The sequence below is a fragment of the Flavobacterium sp. Root420 genome (assembly GCF_001427905.1).
Classification (GTDB): domain Bacteria; phylum Bacteroidota; class Bacteroidia; order Flavobacteriales; family Flavobacteriaceae; genus Flavobacterium.
Genome location: NZ_LMEF01000001.1, coordinates 577,922 through 599,271 on the forward strand (window position 1 = coordinate 577,922; position 21,350 = coordinate 599,271).

Below are 21,350 nucleotides of genomic sequence, written 5' to 3' on the forward strand. Positions count from 1 at the left end.
ACATGAAAAAAATAATTCTTATTGGTATCTTTTCGGCATTGCCAATTATTGTTTTCAATTCTTGCAATACTTCAAATTCTCAAACTTTAGCAGAAAAAACTGCTGATGACGAGGCCTATATTACGATTGACACATCTAAAATTCCGGACGATCAATTCGGAGAATCGGTTCGTTACGGAAGAGAATTAATGATGAAAACAGCTTATTATATTGGTCCAAATGGGATCAAAGGAAAATATTTAGGCAATAAAATGAATTGTACCAATTGTCATCAGGATGCAGGTACAAAACCGTATGCTTTCAATTTAATGTCTTCACATGACAATTATCCACAATACCGTGGACGTGAAAATAAAGTACTTACACTTGCTGAACGTGTAAACAATTGCATTATGCGCCCCCATTCAGGAAAACCGCTTCCGCTTGACAGCGATGAAATGGTTGCTTTTTTATCTTACTTTAAATGGATCAGCAAATTTGTTCCGAAAGACGGCGATTTTAAAGGAGCCAAAAACTTAGAAATCAAATTTCCTGATGTTGCAGCAAGTCCTGCAAGAGGAAAAGCGCTGTTTGTTGAAAATTGTGCCCGTTGCCATGGAAATAACGGCGAAGGAGTTTACAATGCAGATAAATCAGGTTATACTTATCCACCGCTTTGGGGCGAATACGGTTACCAACCCGGTTCAAGCATGCATCGCGTTATCAAACAGGCACAATGGTTAAAAAGCAACATGCCTTACGATAAGGTTACAATTGGAAAACCGTATCTGACAGACCAACAAGCGCTGGATATCGCCGCCTTTGTAAATGACGATGCCATACATCCAAGACCAAATCCAAAAACATTCGATTATCCAAATAAAATGGGGAAACCTATTGATTACTCGCATAGTCCTTTTCAGGATAATTTTACCGAAGAACAACACAAATACGGGCCTTACAAACCCATTATTGCCTACTGGAAAAAAAATGGTTGGAAAGCTGTTTACTAACTTTTTAATTACGCATACCCTTTTAACCTGAACATCAAAAAAATGAAACAAAACCAAAAAAACAGACCTCTTTTAAGTAAAATATTGATTATGTGTCTTTGCATTTTCAGTATTCCATTGGCTGCGCAACAAATAAAATATACAGATGGAAATAACGGCTGGAATCCTAATTTACTAGGAAACCACCGCGTTGTTGTTGAATTTACAGGAAAAGATAATGTTGCCAAAACTACAATTGAATGGCGCAGAAGAGATGAAAACCCGGAACTTAAAAGAATCATTGTTCAGGATGCGAATGGAAAGGAAATTCTAAATACAAAAACAGAAAACATAAATAGAGAAAACGGTACGATTTATTTTGAACCTGTTTCAGGAAAAGGAACGTATTATATTTATTATATGCCTTATATTGATGAAGGAGACGCTAATTATCCAAAAGGAGTTTACGCTAAACCGGAAAGCAAAGCTGATGCTGCCTGGTTGTCTAAAATTAAAACTAATTTAAAAGACAATTGTACGGTTAAAGAAATTCAGAGTGTAAATGCTTTTAATAGTTTTTATCCGATGGAAGTTATTGCAACTGCAGCTGAAACAAAAAACATCATTGCTAAAAATAGTGGTAATTCCTTTTTAGTTTTCCCGGAAGACAGATTATATTCTATCCGAATGAAAAATGATTTGCCTCAAAGATGGATTCAAAAAGGAGTTCAAAGTTCTTTTGGTGACACCGCAATGAAAGGTGAATATTTAGACTTTCAATTAGGGGTTTATGCCTTAGAAAATTTAAATAATGTAAAAGTTACTTTCTCAGATTTAAAAAATGAAAGCGGAGCTGTAATTGATGCCAAAAACATCAATTGCATCAATACCGATGGAGTTCGTTATGACGCATCCATCTTTGCTGCTCCTGTTTCTGTTTCAAAAGGAAAAGTACAGGCAATGTGGTGCGGTGTTGATGTGCCGGAAACTGCTGCTGCCGGAACTTATACAGGAAAAGCTACCGTTATTGCTGACGGAAAATCAAAAGAAATTACACTTCAAATAAAAGTAACTAATGAAGTAACTAAAAACGGCGGAATCGACAGCCCTGAAAAAATGACGCGTCTGAAATGGTTAAACTCAACTTTAGCTCAGGAAAATACTGTTATCGCGCCTTATACTCCATTAGAAATAAAAGGTTCAGAAATTTCATTATTAGGTAGAAAATTAATTTTAGGAGCTGATGGTTTTCCTGCACAAATTCAGACTTTCTTTACACCTGAAATGACGGTTATTGGTACAAAAGCGAATGATATTTTGACTGCTCCAATTGCGTTTCATTTTGTAGATGGTGCCGGAAAAGAATCATTGCAATGGAAAAATACAGGGGTTAAATTCCTGAAAAAAGAAGCCGGAACTGTAGCCTGGGAAAGTGTTTCGACTTCGAAATCACTTCAAATGGATGTAAATGCTTCTATTGAATTTGATGGTTTTGTACATTATAGCGTCAAAATTACGGCTCTTGAAGATGCTTCTTTTAATGATATCAATATTCATTTACCAATGCAATCTTCATCAGCAAAATATATGATGGGATTAGGTCAAAAAGGAGGGAATCGTCCTGAAACTTTTGAGTGGAAATGGGATGTTGCTCATAAAAACCAAGATGGCGCCTGGATTGGAAATGTAAATTCCGGATTGCAATTTTCTCTAAGAGATGAAAAATACAGCCGTCCGTTAAACACAAATTTCTATTTACAGAAACCATTATTATTGCCAACTTCATGGGGTAATGATAACAAAGGCGGAATCACAATTATGCCAAACCAAAAATCAGTTTTGGTAAATGCTTATAGTGGAGCGCGTATCGTTAAAAAAGGAGATGTTTTATATTATAACTTCAATTTATTGATTACTCCTTTCCACGCATTAAACACAGACTTTCAATGGAATACTAAATTCTATCACAAATACAGTCCAATTGATACCATTGCTAAAACTGGTGCGACGGTAATTAATATCCACCATGCAAATGCAATCAATCCTTATATCAATTATCCTTTTATTGAATTTAAAAAGATGAAAAGTTATATCGATGAAGCGCATGAAAAAGGACTAAAAGTAAAAATTTATAATACTGTACGAGAAGTTTCTAATAAAGCTTATGAGACTTTTGCTTTAAGAAGTTTAGGTCACGAAATATATTCTCCAGGAAAAGGAGGTGGATTCTCATGGTTGCAGGAACATGTTGGTGACGATTATATCGCTGCCTGGTTTGTACCTGAAATCAAAGATGCTGCAATCGTAAACAGCGGTATGAACCGTTGGCATAATTATTATGTTGAAGGAATGAACTGGTTAACGCAAAACGTCGGTATCGACGGTATCTATCTTGATGATGTTGCTTTTGACAGAATCACAATGAAACGTGTGAAAAGAGTTCTAACTAAAGATGGACATCCTGGAATTATCGATTTGCACAGTGCGAATCAATACAATAAAAGTGACGGATTTAATAACAGTGCTAACTTATACATGGAACACTTTCCGTACATCAATAAACTTTGGTTTGGAGAATATTTTGACTACGAAAAAAATCAACCTGACTTTTTCTTAACCGAAGTAAGCGGAATCCCTTTCGGATTAATGGGAGAAATGTTGCAAGATGGAGGAAATCCATGGAGAGGAATGGTTTACGGAATGACAAACAGAATGCCGTGGAGTCATAATGCTGACCCACGACCTATTTGGAAATTATGGGATACTTTCGGAATCAAAGGTTCTGAAATGATTGGATACTGGAGTGAAAACTGTCCGGTAAAAACAAACAACGAAAAAGTATTGGCAACCGTTTACAAAAAGAATGGTTCAACCTTAATTTCAATTGCAAGCTGGGCCGACTCTGATGTAAAAGTGAAACTAAGCATCGACTGGAAAAAACTAGGAATCGATCCTACAAAAGCGACAATAACAGCTCCTGAAATTGCGAATTTCCAACCTGCACAAACTTTTACTACAAAAGATGAATTGCCTGTAACGAAAGGAAAAGGATGGTTGCTTATCGTTAAATAATTTACAAGCTCCAGCGGAGCGATATATTTATAACTAATTCAATTGTTTCGTTCAAAGCTCCAGCGGAGCGTCATATTTATAGCCTCTAACAGAGCGACATTATAATTTCGATTATCAAATAAATGCCACCCCGATGGGGTTCGTTTGATACAAACTATAATCTCTATAAATATAACGTCCCGCCGGGACTTCATAAAATCTAAAAATTAAAAAATAGCTATCCATATGAAACTTAAGCCTTTCTTATCAATTGTACTCTTTGGAAGCCTGTTTGTCACCGCACAAAATAAACCAACCTTTAAGGAATATAAAAAAGTCTTTACAACGTATCCTTTTTCAGATCCTGATCCAATTCCAAAACCAGATACAAAAGTGTATCCTTATTTCCGTTTTGATGGTTTTACAGATAAACCTGTTCAAAAAGAATGGAAAGTAGTTGAGATAGAAAACGATTATATCAAATTAATGATTCTGCCAGAAGTAGGTGGGAAAGTTTGGTCGGCGGTCGAAAAATCAACCGGAAAAGATTTTATTTACAACAATCATGTCATCAAATTTAGAGATATCGCCATGCGCGGTCCATGGACAAGCGGTGGTGTTGAAGGCAATTATGGAATTATTGGTCACACACCTAATTGTGCTACTCCGGTAGATTATAGAATAATAACCCGAGAAGACGGAAGTATCAGCTGCGTCATTGGTGTTTTAGATTTACTAACGCGTACATCTTGGAAACTGGACATCAATTTACCAAAAGATAAAGCCTATTTTACGACGAATTCCTTTTGGTTCAATTCAACTGAATTTGAACAACCTTATTATACCTGGATGAATACAGGAATTAAGGCGTCTCAAAGTTTACAATTTATTTATCCGGGACAAAGTTATATCGGTCATAATGGCGAACACAATTCGTGGCCAATTGACAAACAAAACGGCAAAGATTTATCATTTTACAAAAACAATAATTTTGGTGGTTATAAATCGTACCATGTTTTTGGTAAATACAATGATTTCTTTGGAGGATACTATCATGATGAAGATTTCGGAATGGGACGATATGGCAATCATGATGACAAGCCAGGCAAAAAAATATGGATTTGGGGATTGTCTCAGCAAGGCATGATTTGGGAAAAATTATTGACCGACACTGATGGACAATATGTTGAAGTACAAAGCGGAAGATTATTCAATCAGGCGGGCGATGGCAGTAATTTAAGGCCTTTTAAACAACGTTCTTTTGCACCTTATCAAACAGATGCCTGGACAGAATATTGGTTTCCGGTAAAGCAAACAAAAGGTTTTGTAAAAGCAAATAATTATGGGGCTGTCAATGTTAAAAACGAAAATGGCTGGTTGAAAATCTACTTTTCTCCTCTTCAAAAATTAAATGAAAAATTAGAGGTTTTTGATAATGGCAAAAAAATCTATTCTAAAGATATTGCGGTGAATACTTTGCAATTATTCAAAGATTCCATTCAAATTTCAATTGATCCAAACAAATTAAAACTGGTTCTTGGCGATAATAAATTGGTTTGGAATTCAGCTCCCGAAGATGGAAATTTGGCGCGACCATTAGAAGTTCCAAAAGATTTTGATCATAATTCAGTATACGGATTATATCTGCAAGGCAAAAATTTTATCAGTTTTAAAGATTATATAAAAGCAGAAGAATTCTTAACGGCTTGTTTGAAAAAAGATACGAACTACGCTCCTGCCCTTTCTGATTTAGCAGGTTTGCAAATCAGAAAATTGGAATACAAAGAAGCAATTGTTACAGCAAGTAAGGCATTGTCAATAAACACTTATGATCCTGCAGCCAATTATTATTACGGTCTTGCAAATCTTCATGTAGGAAATATAACGGATGCAAAAGATGGTTTCGATATTGCAGCTGCAAGTGTTGAATATCGCAGCCCTGCTTACACCGCGTTGAGTAAAATTTATTTTGCAGAAAACGATCAGACGAAAGCAATTGAATATGCTGAAAAAAGTTTGCTAAACAATCAGAATAATCTGGAAGGTTTACAATTATTGGCGGTAATCTATCGTCTTCAAAATAAAGCCGAAAAAGCAAATTCGATCTTGGATAAAATTAATGAAGTTGATCCACTAAATCATTTTGTTGGTTTTGAAAAATTTCTTTTGAAAAATTCAGAAGCTTCAAAATTGGATTTCACTTCCTTAATCCGAAATGAAATGCCGGAGCAAACTTATCTTGAATTAGGTATTTGGTATCAGCATCTGGGCCGTAAGGACGAAGCCTTAAAAGTTTTTTCATTGGCGGCTCCAAGTGCTGAAATTATATATTGGAAATCATTTTTAGAAAACACACCAGTTGATTTGAGTAAAATTCAACCCGGAATTAGTTTTCCTTTCCGTGGAGAAACTGCAGAAATTCTGGAAGATTTAATTGAAACGAATGAGCAATGGCAATTGAAATATCATTTGGCTTTAATTGAATGGAATCGCAACGACATTTCAAAAGCAAAAGCATTGTTCTCTCAATGTGCTGCAAAACCAAATGATCCGGCTTTTTATGCCGCTAAAGCTTCCTTATTTAAGGATGATTCTCAATTGGTAATTACAAGCCTTCAACAAGCAATTAAACTGGATCCACAAAGTTGGAGATATCCAAAACTTTTGGCAGAACATTATATCATTCAAAAACAAAATGATAAAGCATTGGCTACTATAGAACCATTTTACAAACGCCATACTGAAAATTATGTGGTAGGAATGTTATATGGAAAAACGCTTTTACTAAATAAAAAATACGCTGAAGCGGATGTCTTTTTAACCAAACTGAAAATTCTTCCTTTTGAAGGAGCAACAAGCGGAAGACAATTGTATCATGAAGCCAAACTGATGCAGGCTTTGGCGCAAATGAAAAATAAACAGTATAAAAAAACACTTCAATTTATTGGCGAAGCAAAACTATGGCCTGAAAATTTAGGAGCAGGAAAACCATACGATGAAAATATCGATGAAAGACTGGAAAACTGGTTAGATTATCAATGTTATACGAGTCTTGACGATACTGAAACAGCGAATAAATCATTGCAAAAAATCTTAGTTTTCAATCCAAAAATCGATAATACTGTAATGAACTTTTTACCGGCAAATCAATTGATTTCAGCTTGGGCTATCGAAAAAACATCTTCTTCAAAACAAGCAGAAGAATGGCTTAGACATCAGACAGAGTTATATCCGACAAATAAAATTGTTCAATGGAGTTTGGAAATGTACACGAAAAAACAATCTACAATTTTAACTGAAGATGAGAAGGATGGTGAAGTTAGAATTATCGAAAAATTATAATATCATCATCAAAAAACAAAATCTATAAATAACCTAAAATGAAAAAGCTTTTTTTAAAATATATAATTTTTAATCTCATCGCTATAATGGGACAAAAAATTGAAGCGCAAACTACAGATCAAAAAACAGATGAATTAACTGTTTACAGAGTTACTGCATTAAAAGTTCATGATTTAGTACATACTAAATTAGATGTCTCATTTGATTATGCAAAACGTCATTTAAACGGAAAAGCGTGGATTACTTTAAAACCTCATTTTTACGAAACAGATCAGCTTACTTTAGATGCCAAGGGAATGGAATTCAAAGAAATTGCAATCATCGACGGCAAAAAAAGTATTCCGTTAAAATATACGCAGGACAGCGAACAGGTTTTTATCACTTTGAACAGAAAATATAAAAGCACTGAAAAATATGTTGTTTACATTGATTACATCGCAAAACCTAATGAATTAAAAACAAAAGGCGGCGAATCTATTACGGATTCAAAAGGATTGTATTTTGTGAATCCTGACGGAAAAGAAAACAAACCGGTGCAGATCTGGACACAGGGAGAAACAGAAGCTTCTTCGGCCTGGTTTCCTACTATTGACAAGCCAAATCAAAAAACAACCTCTGAGATCGCAATGACCGTAGATTCAAAGTATACAACGCTTTCTAATGGAAAACTGACTTCTCAAAAAGACAATAAAAACGGAACGAGAACTGATGTGTGGAAAATGGATCAGCCCAATGCGCCATACTTGTTTATGATGGCTGTTGGGGATTTTAAAATATACAAAGACACTTATAATGGCAAAGAAGTGAGCTATTATTTAGAGCCAAAATATGCACCATATGCCAAACAAATTTTCTGGAAAACACCTGATATGATGAATTTTTACAGCAAAATGTTAGGAGTTGAATATCCTTGGGCAAAGTATTCGCAGATTGTTGTAACTGATTTTTTTGGAGGTGCAATGGAAAACACTTCTGCAACGGTTCATGGCGGTTATGTGCAAAAAACCGAAAGAGAATTATTAGATGATAATGAAGAAAGTACTGTAGCTCATGAGCTTTTTCATCAGTGGTTTGGTGATTACGTAACCGCTGAATCCTGGTCAAATTTAACCATGAATGAATCTTTTGCTACTTTTGGAGAAGTTCTTTGGCACGGACACGATGAAGGACAAGACGCAGAAGACAGATCACGATATGGAAAATTACAAAATTATCTGAGTTCTCAAAAAAATGGCGACAGCCCTATTTTAGCTCGTTTTCATTATAAGAACAAAGATGATATGTTTGACAATATCAGCTACTCAAAAGGTTCTATCATTTTATATGCAATCAAAAATCAAATGGGAGATGAAGCATTTTTCAAGTCTTTAAACCATTATTTGACAACAAATGCCTATAAATCGGGAGAAACACATCAATTGCGTCTGTCAATGGAAGAAGTGACAGGAAAAGACTGGAGCCCTTATTTTAACCAATGGTATTATCAAGGCGGGAACCCAATCTTGAATATCGAATACGGATATGCAAACGGTAAAGCAACAATTGCTGTAAAACAAGTTCAGCAAAGTTCAGTACAGACGTTTAGTCTTCCGTTAAAAGTAGATTATTATGTGAACGGAACGAAAATCAGAAAAGAAATTTTAATTGATCAAAGAGAACAGAATTTCAGTTTTGATATTCCGTCTCAACCTACTTTTGTAGATCTTGATCCTGATAAAATCTTAGTAGGCCAAGTTATAGACAACAAAAAAATAGCTGATTACCTGTTTCAATACAAAAATGTTCCAACATATTACAACCGAATTGAAGCTATAAAATACGCAGCTAAAGATAAAAGCCATGACGCTCAGCTTGTTCTTTTAGCCGGATTAAAAGATAAACAGGATGATTTGCGAACGCTTAGTATCAAAGCAATTGACTTAGGTGATAATCAAATTAAAGAAGAAGCAATTAAAACTTTGCTTGATATTGCTAAAAACGATAAAAAAACAATTTCAAGAGCTAATGCAATTATAAAATTAGCCGCTACAGGTGATGTATCTTATAAAGCATTAATGCAGGAAAGCATCAAAAATCAATCGTATAATGTAATTGCCGGAGGTATTATTGGCTTGACCAAATATGTGCCAGCCGAGGGTGAAAAGGCTTTAGCATCGTTAGATGACGATACTAAAAAACATGTTACAGCATTGATTAAAAAGTTAAGTAAATAAAAACAGCTTATTATCTTATATTCTAAAAATTAGTAATTAGTTATGTAGGTGAATTTCAATTCAAAAAATTTAATTATTTAGAATTGTTTGTTTTTGAAGCCTCTCTAATTTGGTTAATTAGAGAGGTTCTTCAAAAAACAAACTCATTATCCATCAAATGAAAAATTTATTTTACTCCTTTCTTGCTTTCACATTGGTATCATTTTCCTGTTCGGATAATGCAAATTTATCATCTGAAAATAGTACCATTGGAAATTCTGAAACGAAAATTTCGCTTCCTATGGCAGGAAATGCTTTTAGTTCGAAACACATTGATGGGGGCACAACTATTACGGATAATGGAATCGAAAAATGGACTGACTCCAGTGAATATTTCACGGCTTATTTCAGAATATCAAAGGCAGGAACTTTTAAAATTACGGTCGAAGAATCTGTTGAAGTTTTTGGAAAATCAGAATTGGAGTTTTCAATAAACAATGAATCAAAAAAAGTAAAATTCACCACTTCAAAAAAAGCAATAATCGTTGGGAACTGGAAAATAAATCAGGAAGGTTATGTTTCTGTTAAAATAAAAGGAATCAGTAAAACCGGACATCGTTTTCCGTCAATTAACCGCCTTACTATTTCCAGCACAGATTATGATGGAAAGATATCTTATGTACCAAATGATGAAGGAAATTTTTACCATTGGGGGCGTCGCGGACCATCAGTACATCTAAATTATCAGGTTCCTGAAAATACAAATGCCGAATGGTATTATAATGAAGTTACCGTTCCTGAAAACGAAGACAAGATTGGGTCTTATTTTATGGCCAATGGTTTTGGTGAAGGTTATTTCGGAATTCAGGTAAATTCAGCAACCGAAAGAAGAGTTTTATTCTCGGTTTGGAGCCCATTTTCAACAGATGATCCTAAAAGTATTCCGGATTCGCATAAAATTAAAATGCTTAAAAAAGGCGAAAATGTTCATATCGGAGAATTTGGAAATGAGGGTTCTGGCGGTCAAAGTTATCTGAAATACAACTGGAAAGCGGGAACAACCTATAAATTTTTATTGAGAGGATTTCCGGAAGGAAACAATTCCACTACTTACACTGCCTATTTCTATGCACCGGAATTGAATAACTGGCTTTTAATAGCAAGCTTCAGCCGTCCTCAAACGAGTACTTATTTAAAAAAATTTCATTCGTTTTTAGAAAATTTCATTCCGGAACAAGGCGATTTATCCCGTCGTGTTTTATTCAATAATCAATGGATTTGTGATGATACAGGAAATTGGTCAGAGCTTAATTCGGCACGTTTCACAACAGACAATACCGGCGCAAAAGAATACCGAATGGATTTTGCAGGCGGGCTTGAAAAAGATTCTTTCTATTTAAAAAACGGAGGTTTTTTCAACAATTATACAACTCCAAAAACAATATTTACCAGACTTTTAAACAATAAAAAACCAGAAATAAATTTCAATAATTTACCTTAAACAAGTAGCAATACAACACACAAAACTATTACCAGACTATCATTAAACAAATTAACTCACTCATGAAAACTACTTTTTTTAAATCTACAATAGTTCTTTTTCTTTTGTTCGGATGGACGATTGCATCGGCACAAATGATTAAGACCAAAACTCCTTCCCGCCCAAAAGGTCAGCAAGATGTTTTGCATTTGGCTACAACACCACTTCCGACAGTTCGTGTGGCTTTCATCGGACTTGGTATGCGCGGACCAGGAGCCGTAGAACGTATGACACATATACCTGGAGTAGAAATTGTAGCATTTTGTGATATGTTAGAAAAAAACACACAATCGGCTAATGAAATTTTAACCAAAGCCGGGCTTCCTAAAGCGCAGGAATTTTTTGGAGACGAAAATGCCTGGAGAAAAGTAACTGCACTTCCAAATGTTGATTTAGTATATGTTGCAACAGACTGGAAGCATCATGCTATCATTGGCGTTCAGGCTATGAAAGATGGAAAACATGTGGCAATTGAAGTTCCGGGAGCTTTGACAATGAAAGAAATTTGGGACCTAATTGATACTTCTGAAAAAACCAGAAAACATTGTATGCAGCTTGAAAATTGCGTTTACGATTTCTTCGAGTTAACGACTTTAAATATGGCACAACAAGGTTTATTTGGAGAAATTCTTCATGCCGAGGGATCTTACATTCACGGTTTACAGCCTTTCTGGGGAGAATACTGGAACAACTGGAGAATGGATTATAACATCAAACACCGCGGTGATGTATATGCGACACATGGTATGGGGCCAGCGTGTCAGGCATTGAATATACATCGTGGTGACAAAATGAATTTCCTGGTTTCTATGGATACAAAAGCGGTTGGAAATCCTGCTTATATCAAAGAAAAATCAGGTCAGGAAATTAAAGATTTCAGAAATGGAGATCACACAATGACTATGATTCGTACTGAAAATGGAAAAACAATTCAAATTCAGCATGATGTAACTTCGCCTCGTCCTTACAGCAGAATGTATCAGTTAAGCGGAACTAAAGGTTTTGCAAACAAATATCCGTTAGAAGGTTATGCATTAGATGGAAAAGAATTGGGTGATGATGTAAAACCAAATCATGAAAAATTAAGCGCTCATTCCTTTGTTCCTGAAGAAGTAAAAAAAGCTTTAATGGAAAAATACAAACATCCAATGGTGAAAAATATCGAAGAACAAGCCAAAAAAGTTGGTGGTCACGGGGGAATGGATTTTGTAATGGATTATCGTTTGATTCATTGTCTGCAAAAAGGACTTCCGTTAGATATGGATGTTTACGATTTAGCAGAGTGGTCTTGTTTAGGTCCTCTAACAGAAATTTCTCTTGATAAAGGATCTGCTCCTGTTGAAATTCCTGATTTCACGCGCGGCGGCTGGAACAAATTACAAAAATTAGAGTTTTCAGAATAAATATTTATTGGTTAGTTAAGTCAGGCAAGAGAGCACAATTTATAAGGTGCTCTCTTGTTTATTTGCCCATCATTAATTTTAAAAAAAATGAAAAAAGTTTATCTTACCGTTCTTGCTTCCTTTCTCGTGTTATCTTCACTTTTGGCACAGCAAAAACAAACATTTGCCATAAGCGATGGAAATTTTTTATTGAATGGAAAACCGATCCAAATCCATTCAGGTGAAATGCATTATTCCAGAATTCCGCAGCCTTATTGGCGTCACCGTTTACAAATGATGAAAGCTATGGGATTAAATGCAGTGGCGACGTATGTATTTTGGAATTACCACGAAGTAAGTCCGGGAGTTTGGGATTTTAAAACCGGTAATAAAAACTTAGCCGAATATATTAAAACGGCTCAGGAGGAAGGATTATTCGTGATTTTACGTCCCGGTCCATATGTTTGTGCGGAGTGGGAATTTGGCGGTTATCCGTGGTTTTTGCAAAACGTCCCAAATATGGTGATCCGTGGAAATAATGCGGCATATCTAACCGCTACAAAAGCCTATTTTACAGAGTTGTACAATCAGGTCAAAGATTTACAAATTACTAAAGGCGGGCCTATTATTATGGTTCAGGGTGAAAACGAATTTGGTTCGTATGTAGCACAACGCAAAGATGTTTCGCTTGAAGAACATAAAAAATACAGTTCGGCTGTCTTTCAACAATTAAAAGATGTTGGTTTTGAAGTTCCTTTTTTCACTTCAGATGGAAGCTGGCTTTTTGAAGGCGGTGCCTTACCGGGAGCTTTACCAACAGCAAACGGCGAAGATGATGTCGTAAAATTAAAAGCGGTAGTAAATCAATTTAATAATAATCAGGGGCCTTATATGGTAGCCGAATTCTATCCGGGTTGGTTAGATCATTGGGCAGAACCATTTCCAACACAAAAACCGGAACAAACCGTTCGTCAGACTAAAAAATATCTTGATAATCAGGTTTCCTTCAACTATTATATGGTTCATGGTGGTACTAATTTTGGTTTTACTTCAGGGGCAAATTATGACAAAGAACATGACATTCAGCCCGACATGACCTCTTATGATTATGACGCACCCATTAGCGAGGCCGGCTGGGCAACTCCAAAATATAATGCGTTAAGGGAATTATTAAAAACACCCGAAACGCCTCCCGTTCCGGTAAAAATACCGGTAATCACGATTCCGAATATTGCTTTGACAAAAACAGTAGATTTAGCCGATTTAAAAGCTAAAATTAATCCGGTCATTGAAGATACTCCGCAAACATTCGAACAACTAAATCAAGGTGAAGGTTATGTTTGGTATAGCAAAAAATTTACACAACCCATCAGCGGGAAATTAGAATTAAACGGATTGCGGGATTATGCAATCGTATATGTAAACGGCAAAAAGGTGGCCGAATTAAACCGATATTACAAGAAATACGATTGTGAAATTGAAGTTCCTTTTAATGCAACTTTAGACATTGTTGTTGAAAACATGGGACGCATCAATTACGGTTCTCAAATTAACGCCAATACTAAAGGAATTATAAGTCCGGTAATTATCAATGGCCAAACGATTACCGGAAATTGGGAAATGTATCAATTGCCAATGAATAAAGAACCAGATTTGACTTCTTATAAAAATTCCGGAAAAGTAAACCGACCGACTTTATATCAGGGAACTTTTAACCTGAATAAAACGGGAGATACGTTTCTGGATATGCGTGATTGGGGCAAAGGAATTGTTTTTATAAACGGAATCAATTTAGGAAGATACTGGAGTGTTGGACCACAACAAACATTGTATGTTCCGGGATGCTGGCTTAAAAAAGGTAAAAACAATATTGTTGTTTTTGAGCAAAAAAATAAAAAAATTCAAAAGGAAATAAAAACGATTGCAACACCAATTCTGGAAGATTTAAAAACCGAGACTACTCAATAGAACTTATATAAAAAGCAAAAGCCATTCACCGCAGTGAATGGCTTTAAATATTTATTAGAAAATTACTTCCAGTTAAAAGTAATTCGTTTTTCAATTTCAGAGCTTAAACTTAAAAACACCGGGCAAGTCATTGCAGCACGTTCCAGAATTGTTCTGTTTTTTTCTCCATCAACACCTTGCATTTCAAAAACAATTTCAATAGCACCAATTCGTCTTGGTTCAGCATTCATTATTTTAGTCACTTCAGCAGTCGAATTAATGAAATCTACATTCAAATCTCTCGCTTTGATTCCCATAATCGTCATCATACAACTCGCTAAAGCATTGGCAACCGTATCTGTTGGTGAAAAAGCTTCCCCTTTTCCGTTATTGTCTAGTGGTGCATCTGAAATGATTTCGCTTCCTGATTGCACATGAATTGATTTTGTTCTTAAATCCCCTAAATAGGTTACTTTTGATGTCATTAGTTTGCTACTTTTAAAGTTAAATCTGTGTCGTAATATAAAATGTACACCCCTTTGTTGGCGTGTCCTCCATCTTCTTTTTTATAATATTGAAATTTATTGTCAACTTGTTCTGTTGTCATTAAATCTGCCGTTTCCTGATACGTTTTTCCTTGTACCAAACGCATCATCGTATCAAAAGTAACATCAAAACCACGAGTTGCATACGTATTTGGGTTCACTTTATTTTTAAGACGATATTCTTTTTCAAAAATTAAAACTCCCGCTTCATCGCTTTCACGTGTTACTGACGGATACATCAATTTTAGTTTAATTAAGTTTTCAAAACTAATTTCATCTGTATCAAGCGTACTGTTTGGTTCTAAAATTACCAATTGTACCTGACATGATTTTTGCGCATCAAGCAAAGCTTTTATTGTCGTTTTAACCATTGCCGTATTTCCGGTTTCCATTACCACATAGTTCATTCTATTTGGCAATAGCAAGCTTTTTAAGTTGGCAACATCTAAACCTCCGGTTTCTGTTAAAGCAGCAAATACAACACCTTTTTGATTTAGTTTGATGTAATTAGTAACAGATTCTTTTTTCTTATCTACAACAGCAACAATATTTCCGTTTTTAGCACGCATATAATCAAAAACCGCGTTTCTTACTACGTCGTTTGTTGGTATGGACTGATATAAATTATCAATTGGATTCGCACTATCTTTGGACAATGGCGAAATCACAGGAACATTATACAAGCGTAATGAATTAGCTGTTGTTTCCGCATTAGTTTGGTAAAATGGTCCAATTACAGCATTGGCATCCTGCAATTTATTTTGAGCAATTAAACCCGAAACATTCGATGCTATTTTGGTTTCTCCTGAATCATAAATAGAAACATCAATGGGTAATTTTAAGGTTTTAGCCGAATCGATTGCCATCATCGCTCCTGAATAAAAATCCAGGGTCATGTTCAAAAATTTATCATTTTTAATTTTATTAGCCGTGCTTGTTGTATCATTTTGCATTTTAGCTAAGTTAAAAGGCAATAATAAAACCATTTTTTTACGTTCCGTTTGGCCTCGTTTTTTAGTCAGTTCAACCACTTCCGGAGCTGCTGAAACGGTCTCCGATTTTACTTTTTCTAAAATTTTAATACCTCCACCTGTACTCTCAACTGGTTTTTCAATTGATTTCTCCGCTGCTTTTTCAGTTGGCAGTGCTTGTGCAATGATTGGGGTTGGTGCCAAATATCCTGAAGGTACTTTTAAAACCATTCCCTCTTTTACTCCTTCGGAAAGTGATGGATTCAATTCCGTTAATTCTTCCTGAGTAATATGAAAAGTTCTTCCTAAACTATAAAAAGTCTCTTTCGGTTTTACTTGATACTCCATATAAGTAGTTACTTTTCTTGGAGTTTCTGCTGGTTTGGCAGCATGCGAAACCGGAGTCGAATTTTCTGTTTTTGGTGCTGTTCCTTTTATCGTCAATCGGTATCCAATTGGTAAACTGGATACAATTTCCGGATTACGTTTTTCTAAATCGGCTATCGTAGTATTATATTGTTTTGCAATCGAGAACTTGGTTTCTTTTGCTACAACATCATGATACACATATTTTTCAGATCCTTTTTCTTTAGTAGTTTTTGTCGAAGCTGAACTAGCTTTCGGAGCGCTTCCTTTTGCCGGAATTACCAATTTTTGACCAATTTGAACTCCTGTCTTTTCAAGACCCGGATTTGCAGCTTTTAAAGCTTCATCAGAAACACCGTATTTTTTTTCGATACTGTAAAAAGTTTCTTTTGGCTGAACTTCATGTATTATTTCTTTTGAATTTGCAGCAACTTTTGTGCTAGTTGCTTCTGTTTTACTCGCTGCAACTTTACTAACATTCGTCGGAATTAATAAAACCGTATTTGGTTTCACTCCATTTCTTGCATCTGGATTTAATGCATAAATATCATAAGGCGTAATCTTAAATTTTACGGCTATCTGGTTAATAGTTTCTCCACTAGAAACGGTATATTTTATCACTTTTTCCTGCGAAAAGGCAGAACAAGTAACAAAAAACACAAGGGATAATAAGGCAAAATAATATTTCATAATAGGGCTTAAACAATTTAATTTTTAATTCAAAAACAAGATACTAATTTTGTTCCAAGCAAGATTCAGGCCACTTGTTAATTTTTTTCCAATTATTATCTAAGATCAATTTCTGCCTTAGCAATAATAATGTCTTTATATAACTCATCTTCCTCCTTTTTCTTGCATTTATATAAAACTTCTTCCATATTTTGGTATCTGTCTGAATAAACATAATACGAAAGACTGTTTATATTAAAGAAAAAACTAGCGTTAAAATCCCCGGAATCAATAAGTTTCATAATGAACTTATCTCTCGGTATCGCATCGGTAAATATACCTAAAACTAAGTAATAGCCATTTGAAACTTCTTTAAGATTATCAAAAATTTCCACTTTTATGGTTTTACCATTTTTAAGCGGATTTTCCTTCAGCTCTCGTTTCATTTCTTCTAAAGAAATTGCTTTTGAAGCTTCATCAGAATTAGTTTTATTTTGATTTTTTAAAGCATCGTCCTGATATTTTTTCAATTTCATCAAAGCCAGTTTGTCGTCAAATTGTCGGGCTTCCATACTGTAAAATGAAGCTTTACTAATATGTCTTTTTACTTCGATTTTTTTCTGAGTATCTAATGAATCAATCTTGGCGATCAAAAGCTGATTTTGTGCATCACCTTGCTCCTGCTCTATTTTATAATGTTTTATTTCTTCTAAAAAAAGACGTTTCTGCAATGAAGTTGACGGTTTATTCTTTTCGCTTTCGCGGACTTTCTTCTTGTATTCCTGATTTTCTTCAACAGCAATTCTCTCCACTTTATTCATTAAACCGGCATATGCTTTCCTGTTTTCAGCCAGTTCTTTTTTTAATTGAGAAGATAATTCACTTGTTTTTCCGATGCTTTCATACGATTGTTTTTCTAGTCGTTTTGATTCATCAACATTCAAAACATCCATTCTTTTCAAATCAACTAAATCATTATTCATCGTATTGACTAATGAATCTAATTTGGCCATTAAAATATCCTGCACATTTTTATTGGCTTCTAAAACCAATCGCAATTTTTCAACCGAATTATCTTTAGAACCATTCATATCATTCAGATTGACTTTCAAATCATTAATTTTTATGATTTTCTGATTCATTTCTTTCTGAACAACCAATCTGTCTTTTAAATCATCAATCTCAACTGTTTTGGCTTTTGTTTTTTCAACCACAACTTGTTTTTCGGCAAGAGCCAACATCAATTCTTCACTTTCATTTGTTGGTTTAATTGCTGTAGTATTAATGGCTAATTTATTACCGACAACCAATCCGTTTACAATTTCAGGATTTTGAGATTCCAATTGATCAATTGAAATACCGTACTTTTTAGCAATCGAAAACTTAGTTTCCTTAGATTCAACAACATGAAAAATGGTTTCCTGATTAATAACACGAACTCTTCCGTCGAGCGTTTTTCTTTTGTTCGGAATAGCAATCGACTGACCAATCTGCAATCCGTTTTGAAGCAACTCTTTATTCAAATTTTCAAGATCCTGAACCGAAACATTGTATTGTCTGGCAATACTAAACAGCGATTCTTTAGCAACTACCTGGTGGCTTACTTTTGAAGAGGTTGTAATTTCTGTTTTTGGGAGATTCCCACCGTTTTGCGGAATTACTAATTCCTGACCTACTTGAAGTCCGCTGGCAAGAATTTCAAGATTTGCATTCTGAATGACATCAACGGTAACTTTGTATTGTTTCGATATGCCGTAAAGCGTTTCTTTAGCAGCAACAATATGAGTATTTTGTTGCTTTTGATTTTGTTTTTCTGTCGAATGAACTGGGATTTTAAGAACTTGATTATCTTGGATTCCGCTTTGTGATTCAGGGTTGAGTTTGTAAATTTCATCAATAGAAACCTTATATTTTTGGGCAATAAAATAAGCGGTCTCTCCTTTTTGAATTTTGTGCTCGATAATTGAATCTTGTGCAGTTATTTTGTTAAAAGACAAAATAAAGACAAGAGAAATCGTTAAAAGTTCTCTCATAAATAGTAGGTTTAAAAATTAAGGCGTTACAAATGTAACGCCTTAATTTGAAAAATATTACTATTCCCACTCAATTGTTGCAGGTGGTTTTGAACTAATATCGTAAACAACGCGGTTCACGCCTTTTACCTTATTTATAATGTCATTTGAGACTTTCATTAAGAAGTCGTAAGGTAAATGAACCCAGTCAGCAGTCATACCATCTGTCGATTCAACCGCTCTAAGCGCTACTACTTTTTCATAAGTACGTTCATCGCCCATCACACCAACAGAATTTACCGGAAGCAAAATTGCTCCAGCCTGCCAAACTTTATCATATAGTCCCCAAGATTTTAATCCGTCGATAAAAACAGCATCAACATCTTGCAAAATCTGAACTTTCTCCGGAGTAATATCTCCTAAAATTCTGATTGATAATCCTGGTCCCGGGAAAGGGTGTCTTCCTAATAACTCAGGATCTATTCCTAAAGTAGCTCCAACTCTACGAACTTCGTCTTTAAACAACATTCGAAGTGGTTCTACAATTTTTAATTTCATGTAATCCGGCAATCCACCAACATTGTGGTGCGATTTAATAGTTGCCGATGGTCCTTTTACAGAAACCGATTCGATAACGTCAGGATAAATAGTTCCTTGTGCCAGCCATTTTACATCTTCGATCAAATGTGATTCATCATCAAAAACTTCGATAAATACACGACCAATTGTTTTACGTTTGGTTTCCGGATCACTGATTCCGGCTAATTCTCCAAGAAAACGATCTCCTGCATCTACTCCTTTTACGTTCAATCCCATTCCTTTGTATTGATCTAATACATTTTGGAATTCGTTTTTACGAAGCAAACCGTTATTTACGAAAATACAGTATAAGTTTTTACCGATTGCCTGATGCAATAAAACTGCCGCAACAGTTGAATCAACTCCTCCAGATAATCCTAAAACTACTTTATCATTACCTAATTTCTCTTTTAATTCTCCCACCATTTCTTCTACAAAAGCGTTTGGTGTAAAGTTTTGAGGAACTTCGGCAATATCTACTAAAAAGTTTTTCAGCATTTTTGATCCATCAGTAGAATGGAAAACTTCCGGGTGATATTGAATCGCGTAAGTTGTTTCGCCATCAATTTTATAAGCTGCATATTCTACGTCATGCGTGCTTGCTAATTTTACTGCATTGGTTGGTAAAGCCTTGATACTATCACTATGACTCATCCAAACCTGGCTGTTTTCTGAAACTCCATTAAAGAAAACTTCATTCTCCTTAATATAAGATAAATTAGCTCTACCGTATTCTCTGGTGTTCGAAGCCGCTACTTCTCCACCGCTAAAGTGAGCTAAGTATTGTGCTCCGTAACAAACCGCCAACATTGGAAGCTTGCCTCGAATTTGAGATAAATTAGGATGTGGAGCATCTTCTGCACGAACAGAAAAGGGGCTTCCTCCTAAAACTACGGCTTTATAAGGTGATAAATCACTAGGAAAGTGATTGTAAGGGAAAATTTCGCAGAATATATTTAATTCGCGAACTCTACGCGCAATAAGCTGAGTATATTGCGATCCGAAATCTAAAATAAGTACGTTGTGTTGCATGCGCAAAAATACTTTTTATATTCGAATTTGAAAAATCGGAACGGCGAAAAAAAATATTTTTTTTTGCCGTTCCGATTTTAGGTACAAAGGTTAAGAGGAACAAAGGTTAAAAGGTTTTGAAATTTGCGATTTCACAACTTTTCTTTGTTACTTTGAACCCAAATAAAAAAAAACACTTTTACAAAAACAACGTAGTTTAAGGAAAACCTATTAAATATGAAATCAAAACTTATTGCCCTTTCTCTTTTTTTATCTTTATTTTTAAGTTCTTGCGATGCTGTTGATGATTTATTAACTTTTAATATCTCAAATGAAGCTTCAATACAAATAAAAAGTACTTCTCCTATCAATTTGCCTACGGAAATTATAATGCCCGATGTAACGACAAATTCTTCGGCTGAATTTGAGAATAACAAAACAAAAGCGAGTCTGGTAAAAGATGTAAAATTGAGATCACTTCAATTATCAATCACCGATCCTGCGGATAAAACATTTACGTTTTTAAAATCGGTGCATTTATACATATCAACAACAGATTCTGATGAAGTAGAATTAGCTTATCAGGACAATATTATGTCTACAACAAATAAAATTGATTTGATTTGTACTGATAAAAAATTAGATCAATACATTAAAGCAGAGAAATATAAAATTAGAACGCAAGTTACTCTGAAGGAAGCACTTCCTAAAGATGTTACTGTAAAAGTTGACATGACGTTTAAGGTTACTGCGGATCCTTTTTAAAAGAGGC

12 protein-coding genes are annotated in these 21,350 nt (G+C 34.9%); 8 read left to right on the forward strand and 4 right to left on the reverse strand.

All coding sequences use genetic code 11. From position 1 onward, the window contains the following. The first annotated feature begins 2 nt into the window (after positions 1-2). The 7 genes from ASC72_RS02590 to ASC72_RS02620 all read left to right on the forward strand — a co-directional run bounded on the left by ASC72_RS02590 (position 3) and on the right by ASC72_RS02620 (position 14,446). Positions 3-992, forward strand: coding sequence for a c-type cytochrome (locus tag ASC72_RS02590; RefSeq protein ID WP_056186251.1), 990 nt, complete (start codon positions 3-5; stop codon positions 990-992). A 42-nt stretch (positions 993-1,034) separates the two neighbouring features. Beyond that, positions 1,035-4,043: a glycoside hydrolase domain-containing protein gene (locus tag ASC72_RS02595; protein WP_241775598.1), complete on the forward strand. Its 3,009-nt coding sequence runs from the start codon at positions 1,035-1,037 to the stop codon at positions 4,041-4,043. A 225-nt stretch (positions 4,044-4,268) separates the two neighbouring features. Further along, positions 4,269-7,364: a DUF5107 domain-containing protein gene (locus ASC72_RS02600; protein ID WP_056186254.1), complete on the forward strand. Its 3,096-nt coding sequence runs from the start codon at positions 4,269-4,271 to the stop codon at positions 7,362-7,364. 38 nt (positions 7,365-7,402) lie between these two features. Beyond that, positions 7,403-9,577, forward strand: a complete 2,175-nt coding sequence (locus tag ASC72_RS02605; RefSeq protein WP_056186257.1) for a M1 family metallopeptidase — start codon at positions 7,403-7,405, stop codon at positions 9,575-9,577. Positions 9,578-9,734: 157 nt separating this feature from the next. Then, positions 9,735-11,057: a DUF3472 domain-containing protein gene (locus ASC72_RS02610; protein WP_056186260.1), complete on the forward strand. Its 1,323-nt coding sequence runs from the start codon at positions 9,735-9,737 to the stop codon at positions 11,055-11,057. Positions 11,058-11,119: 62 nt separating this feature from the next. Next, positions 11,120-12,499 (forward strand): Gfo/Idh/MocA family protein, encoded by a 1,380-nt coding sequence (locus tag ASC72_RS02615; protein ID WP_117595758.1) that lies wholly within the window; start codon positions 11,120-11,122, stop codon positions 12,497-12,499. Positions 12,500-12,586: 87 nt separating this feature from the next. Next, positions 12,587-14,446: a beta-galactosidase family protein gene (locus ASC72_RS02620; protein WP_056186263.1), complete on the forward strand. Its 1,860-nt coding sequence runs from the start codon at positions 12,587-12,589 to the stop codon at positions 14,444-14,446. A gap of 62 nt (positions 14,447-14,508) precedes the next feature. Here the strand turns inward: ASC72_RS02620 and ASC72_RS02625 are convergent, their stop codons facing one another. From ASC72_RS02625 to guaA, 4 genes are all read right to left on the reverse strand, one after another. After that, a complete protein-coding gene (locus ASC72_RS02625) occupies positions 14,509-14,910 on the reverse strand; it encodes an OsmC family protein (protein ID WP_056186266.1) in 402 nt (133 codons plus the stop codon). Beyond that, positions 14,910-16,997 carry a LysM peptidoglycan-binding domain-containing protein gene (locus tag ASC72_RS02630; RefSeq protein WP_056186269.1) on the reverse strand — a complete coding sequence of 696 codons (2,088 nt, stop codon included), beginning with the start codon at positions 16,995-16,997 and terminating at the stop codon, positions 14,910-14,912. Before ASC72_RS02630 ends, ASC72_RS02625 begins: the two co-directional genes overlap by 1 nt. A 95-nt stretch (positions 16,998-17,092) precedes the next feature. Then, positions 17,093-19,009 carry a LysM peptidoglycan-binding domain-containing protein gene (locus ASC72_RS02635; RefSeq protein ID WP_056186273.1) on the reverse strand — a complete coding sequence of 639 codons (1,917 nt, stop codon included), beginning with the start codon at positions 19,007-19,009 and terminating at the stop codon, positions 17,093-17,095. A 60-nt stretch (positions 19,010-19,069) separates the two neighbouring features. Further along, entirely contained in the window at positions 19,070-20,599 is a 1,530-nt protein-coding gene (guaA, locus tag ASC72_RS02640; protein WP_056186276.1) for a glutamine-hydrolyzing GMP synthase, read from the reverse strand. 216 nt (positions 20,600-20,815) lie between these two features. Here guaA and ASC72_RS02645 point away from each other — a divergent pair, with 216 nt between their 5' ends. Next, positions 20,816-21,343, forward strand: a complete 528-nt coding sequence (locus ASC72_RS02645) for a hypothetical protein (RefSeq protein WP_056186280.1) — start codon at positions 20,816-20,818, stop codon at positions 21,341-21,343. The last annotated feature ends 7 nt before the right edge of the window (positions 21,344-21,350 follow it).

Excerpts from the sequence above, each read along its gene's own strand:
- ASC72_RS02590 (WP_056186251.1), top strand. The coding sequence starts at position 3 with ATGAAAAAAATAATTCTTATTGGTATCTTTTCGGCATTGCCAATTATT.
- ASC72_RS02595 (WP_241775598.1), top strand. The coding sequence starts at position 1,035 with ATGAAACAAAACCAAAAAAACAGACCTCTTTTAAGTAAAATATTGATT.
- ASC72_RS02600 (WP_056186254.1), top strand. The coding sequence starts at position 4,269 with ATGAAACTTAAGCCTTTCTTATCAATTGTACTCTTTGGAAGCCTGTTT.
- ASC72_RS02605 (WP_056186257.1), top strand. The coding sequence starts at position 7,403 with ATGAAAAAGCTTTTTTTAAAATATATAATTTTTAATCTCATCGCTATA.
- ASC72_RS02610 (WP_056186260.1), top strand. The coding sequence starts at position 9,735 with ATGAAAAATTTATTTTACTCCTTTCTTGCTTTCACATTGGTATCATTT.
- ASC72_RS02615 (WP_117595758.1), top strand. The coding sequence starts at position 11,120 with ATGAAAACTACTTTTTTTAAATCTACAATAGTTCTTTTTCTTTTGTTC.
- ASC72_RS02620 (WP_056186263.1), top strand. The coding sequence starts at position 12,587 with ATGAAAAAAGTTTATCTTACCGTTCTTGCTTCCTTTCTCGTGTTATCT.
- ASC72_RS02625 (WP_056186266.1), bottom strand. The coding sequence starts at position 14,910 with ATGACATCAAAAGTAACCTATTTAGGGGATTTAAGAACAAAATCAATT.
- ASC72_RS02630 (WP_056186269.1), bottom strand. The coding sequence starts at position 16,997 with ATGAAATATTATTTTGCCTTATTATCCCTTGTGTTTTTTGTTACTTGT.
- ASC72_RS02635 (WP_056186273.1), bottom strand. The coding sequence starts at position 19,009 with ATGAGAGAACTTTTAACGATTTCTCTTGTCTTTATTTTGTCTTTTAAC.
- guaA (WP_056186276.1), bottom strand. The coding sequence starts at position 20,599 with ATGCAACACAACGTACTTATTTTAGATTTCGGATCGCAATATACTCAG.
- ASC72_RS02645 (WP_056186280.1), top strand. The coding sequence starts at position 20,816 with ATGAAATCAAAACTTATTGCCCTTTCTCTTTTTTTATCTTTATTTTTA.